General features: G+C 37.1%; 3 protein-coding genes. 1 reads left to right on the top strand and 2 read right to left on the bottom strand.

Translation table 11 applies throughout. The features are described from left to right. On the top strand, positions 1-233 hold a 233-nt coding region (locus PQ963_08470), incomplete at its 5' end, for a transposase (protein ID MEN4029697.1). A gap of 7 nt (positions 234-240) precedes the next feature. On the opposite strand, the gene PQ963_08475 is transcribed toward PQ963_08470, so the two are convergent. Then, positions 241-1,863 (bottom strand): tetratricopeptide repeat protein, encoded by a 1,623-nt coding sequence (locus PQ963_08475; GenBank protein ID MEN4029698.1) that lies wholly within the window; start codon positions 1,861-1,863, stop codon positions 241-243. Positions 1,864-2,556: 693 nt separating this feature from the next. Next, a complete protein-coding gene (locus PQ963_08480; protein ID MEN4029699.1) occupies positions 2,557-5,172 on the bottom strand; it encodes an FmdE family protein in 2,616 nt (871 codons plus the stop codon). Positions 5,173-5,302 lie beyond the last annotated feature (130 nt).

Below are 5,302 nucleotides of genomic sequence, written 5' to 3' on the forward strand. Positions count from 1 at the left end.
AAACCGCAAGAAAACTTAACATTAACCTTGTATTCCTCCCACCATACTCGCCAGACTTAAATCCCATTGAGTTCATCTGGAAAACCATTAAAAGAGAATTATCACCATTATTCATAGAAACGAAAACTCAAATTAGAAAATTAATCCAAAAATACTTCATCCATTACTCTAAATCGTTATCATTCTCCAGAGAATGGATTAAAAGATTCATGCCAAAAGTTAAAAAAGTTTAGCGATTAACTATAATCTTTTTAAAGCATCTTTAGCAGGTTCAAAGTAAGGGTTAACCAATGCTGCTTTTTTATAACATTCCAATGATTTTCTTTCATGGCATAATTCTTCCAATATAATACCCTTGGCATAGAGTGCCTTTTCATGTCTTTGATCTAATTCAAAAGCCTTTTCAAATAATTTTAAGGCATCTTCATATTTTTCAAGACCACATAGTGTTCTGCCTTTTTCATAATAGTAATCTCCATCCTCAGAATCTTTTTCTAATGCCCTATCTGAATATTTTAGTGCTTTTTCAGGTCTACCCATTTTCCTTAAAATACGGCTTTTCAGATTCAACGTCCAGCTATCTTTTGGATCTAATTTTAATGAATTATTTACGGTTTTTAAAGCTTCATTATATTCTTGAAGTATTTCTAAAACAGATGCTTTGGCTGACATGTGCGAGTCATCATTCGGATCCTTTTCTAGAGCATGATTATGAAATTTAATTGCAGTTTTCAAATACTTTTTTGATTCATTTTCGCCCATTTCGGCTAAAATAGACCCTTTCCAGTTCCAAGAACTTGCATCTTCTGGATCAAGTTCTAAAGCTTTATCATAACATTTCAAAGCATCAGGATATCTTTTAAGTTTATATAAAACTCCTCCTTTTGAATGCCATACGAATGGATCTTCCTTTTCAAGGTCCAAAGCATTATCAAAGCATTTAATAGATTTATCAAGCTCATTCATGTCTTCATAAACACTTCCTTTGCTTACATAAGCTCGATAATATTTAGAATCGAGTTCTAGGGCCTTATCGAAACAATGCAGTGCTTCGGAATATTTTTTTAAATACTGTAAAGCCCATCCCTTGTTGTACCATGCTTTTTCATTTTTGGGTTCAAAGCTAATTATTTCGTCAGCTGTTGATACTGCTTCCTCATACTCTTTTATTTCCATAAAAACATCTATTTTTTCATAATAAGCAGGTAAATACCTGAATTTTATTTTTAAAACCCGGTTTAAACATGCAATGGCCAAATAATAACTTTTAAGTTCTTTTAAAATAAATGATTTTAGCATTAAAATTTCATGATTTCCAGGATTTATTTTCAATGCCCCATCTGCAGATTTTAGAGACTCTTCGTACCTTTTAAGCATTGCCAATCCATAGGCTTTTTTCTCCCATGCATGAGCATATTCAGGATTTAATTCCAGAGATTTATTAAAATTAGGCAGCGCATCTTCGTATTCACCAAGATTTTGTAAAACAACACCTTTATTGTAACATGTAATTGCATCAGAAGGATCAGGCTCTAAATCTTTATCATAGCATTTAATTGCTTCCAGACTGCACTTTTTGGATTCTTCTTTTTTACCCATTTCTTCCAGTAAGTTAGCTTTCAGGTGCCATGTGCGTGAATGATTAGAATCAAGTTCTAATACCCTATTAAAACATTCCAAAGATTTTTCGAAGTTCTCCATGTCCTTATAAAGTTTTCCTTTGTCATACCATACTTCCACATTAGCAGGGTCTGTTTTCAGAACTAGATCAGTTAATTTAAGTCCTACTGAATTCCAACCAAGTCCTGTGAAAAATGCTGCATAATTAGTCATTATTTTTCGAAAAACACTGCCAAATATCATTTTAAACCTCTTTTACTTTTTCATACTTATTTAGCATTCTGGTTTTTCATATTAAATACCCTCACAAAGATGAAGGGAAATTGAAAGGTAATTTTTCATCATTTTGAATGATTATAAAGAATTCTAAGCCCCAGAAAGCATTATTATGATTCCTAACCATTCTACAATAGATAGTAATACACCAACTACCAATACAAGTATCTCCCCGCCAGATAACCCTTTAGAGGGCAGGTTGCCCTGTTCTTTTGTCCACTATTCATTTAAAGTTTTTTGAACCATGACAAATGGAACAACCAGCCCTAAAATAAGTATCCATGGTACTGTCTAAAATTCTAGTGATTTTATAGTTTTTCATTCTTTATATTAATCTTTACTGCTTATTTGGGTCTGTAAAGTTATTGGGTGTTGAAAAATCTTCGATTTTTCACAGTGAAAATCAGAGATTTTCACATGTTAAAATTTTTTTATGTGTTTTCCTGTCCAGTTTTCCATTTTTCTTTGTAGATAGTTGTTTATTCCGTTTGGTGTTTTGTAATTTTAAATTTTGAGGATTTCTACAAAACCTAAAAAACAATCATTTCTTTTTTCAACGGTAAGTTATGGTTTCATTTCATCTGAATTTACTTATAATCTAACATCTTCAAAACTAATTCAAATTCATTACTTTAAGAAAAGAAAAAAGAGGAAAAAATTTTATCTTAAAAACCCGAGTATACTGTCTTTATAGAATCCTACAGCAATTAATCCACCCAGTAAAACAATACCAACTGCTACTACTAATGGATCAACTCCAGATTCTTCGCTACCAGGTGAACCAACTTTGGATACTTCGTGGGCTGCGCCACTTTCTGAATCCCCAGTTCCAACTTCAGCTGGACCATGGGCATGTGTACTGCCATCATGGGCATGTGCATAAGCAGCGTGGACATGAGTATGTCCAATCATACCAGAACCATGAGTATGTCCAACCGTACTCGGACCATGCACATAACCACCTGAACCATGGGTATGTCCACCAGTTCCGTCGTGGGAATGTCCTCCGGTACCATCATGGGTGTGTCCACCATTGCCATGTTGATGATCACCACCAGGAACCTGAATTAAATCAGACAGTTTACGGAAGGGAAGACTTCGCAGATAGTCATTGGAATTGAAATCAGCTCCACCACCCTGCCTAATTAATTCAAATTCAGCAGCAGTGATATATTTTGGCTCTGTGGTTTCAATTCGGACTGGTGAGATTAGTCTTGCAAATTCCTCGTTTTTGTATAAAGCTACAAAACCCGCAATTTGAGCTTCCCTTCGGGCTTCATTGGTAGTAAGACCAGTAAGATCAAACTGAGGCCATGCAAAGGTTATTATGACTGCTCTTCCCACTTTTTTAACAGGATCCCATATGACCAGCACTCCTTCATCAGTTCCACCGGGTAAATTTGGATTGTTATCCAGCAAATCCTCATTTAAGAGTCTTTGGCTCATGTAGGTTCCACTGCCAGGGGATATTCCCATCAGATAGACAAGACTGTCATCTTTACAGTAGATACTGGATGCAATCCAGGAGTAGTACTCCTCCCCACTTAGTGGGAATTCCTTTAGAACTTTATCGGTTATGAAGAATCCAGGCTGTACACCAGGACAAGCATGGTCGTGGTAGAGGAAAGTCAACAGCTGATCAAATGGCGGATCATTTCTCCAGGCATTGGCAATGGATTGAATATTAAACCAGTTACCTTCCTTGAAAACATTTTGAGATAGATCATTTAATCTAGCCTGAACATTTAATGCATTAGGACCGATATCATTTACCTGATTACCATCGGCAGAGGTTCCCACCCAAAATTTTTTGTTTTCTGGATCGTAACTCATGTAAATTGAGTCCATGGTTACTCCATCAGCACCTCTAAGTGTGAAGACAAAGTATAGTGGTTTCCATGGTGCATTGTGCATAGGAAGTAGAGTGTAACGGCTTAATCTGGATCCGAAAACTTCGAAGATTCCGTCCATGGTCCTGTCAGTTAGCTGACCATTCAATCGGGAGTATCCAGCAGAAGTTTGGACTAAAAGATTTCTGTCATCTTTTTCAAGATTTATTCCCAATTCATCGAGAAATATCTGTTTAGCCAGGTTAGCAGCGTCAATTCCAATCTGTTTCATCTCTTGTGGAGTTAAAGTACCCACAGGATTATTTGCAGGTACTGCACGAACTGCATCTGGTAATCCCAGGCTTTCAATATAAGCCAGGTCTAATCCAGCAGCTTCTTGTGCTCCAATACGCACAGTTCCATCTGGATTTTTAATCTCACGGGCAGATCCCAGTAGGTAGTAATATGCTTCCTCAGTTAATCCATCTTTAGCCAGTAATATGTCGATGTATTGTTCTGGGAATTCATTGAGTTTTCCCAGTAGCCAGGTGGTTAACTTTAAAGGATACATATCAGTGTGCACATGATCCTGTGTCACGCCGTCATGGCTGTGGTCATGCTGGGCCTGATTAGGACTTAGTCCAGTTGCGGTAAAGAAGTCCTGCTGGAACTTTTCACGGTTGAATCTTAGTACGATGATGGTACCGGTTCTTAGTGCATTATTCCACCTGATGAAGGCTGCCATTTGCTGTGTTGCACCAGTTTTACTGGTATCAAATCCAGAAAGAGATCCTCCTTTACCTGGTGTGAGATTCAATAGGTATAAAAATGCATCGTCTTTGGAATCTCCAGGAATGGTTATTACTCTGTAGGCAGTCTTATCTGCAGGAGCACCAGAATGAGTTAGTGTTTCCTGTTCTGGTGGGAAGTACTTCAGCAGTACCTCAGTCATAGAGTATCCGCTGATGGTTCCATCACACATGTGACCGTGGAAAGCAGCAGCCTTTAAAAGGTCTGTTGGTGTTCCCACTGCCCAAGCATTGGCCAGACTGGCCACAGGGTAAGTGTCTTTACCAATTTTATGGGTGGCATCGATCCACTGGTTTTGGGCCATACTCTCAGATATGGTTCCCATATATGAGGGGATTAAAGACCCATTAGAGAAGTAAGCCAGTAGTAACTGGGTTCCTCTTTTAACTATAAATGCGAAGTTCACTGGATCCACAGGGGTTTTCTTTAGCATTAAAAGATTTCCTTTACCTTCGGTAATTAAACCTTTGGCCTGATTCTGGATGCCTTCAATACAGTCTTCAGTGGTAGTTCCATTGAGTTTGGGTACACCGGCTGTGGTAATACATAATACATCGTCTGCAGTGGGGAAGTTTAAAAGTTCATCTGCTTTTTTGGTAACTTCCCTTCCTAAACGATAGTTATCTGTAGCCACCATATTGAAAATTATAGTTGATTACTTAATATTTTTCACTGTTGATATGAATTTTTGAATCCAGTTTTCATAAAAGGATTTTTCTCCTATTATTTCTTTAAATATTTCCTCAAAAACATTTTTTAATTCTTCT

It is taken from the genome of Methanobacterium sp., assembly GCA_039666455.1.
Classification (GTDB): Archaea; Methanobacteriota; Methanobacteria; order Methanobacteriales; family Methanobacteriaceae; genus Methanobacterium_D.

Coding starts and splice junctions, on each gene's coding strand:
- PQ963_08480 (MEN4029699.1), bottom strand. CDS start 5,172: ATGGTGGCTACAGATAACTATCGTTTAGGAAGGGAAGTTACCAAAAAA.
- PQ963_08475 (MEN4029698.1), bottom strand. CDS start 1,863: ATGATATTTGGCAGTGTTTTTCGAAAAATAATGACTAATTATGCAGCA.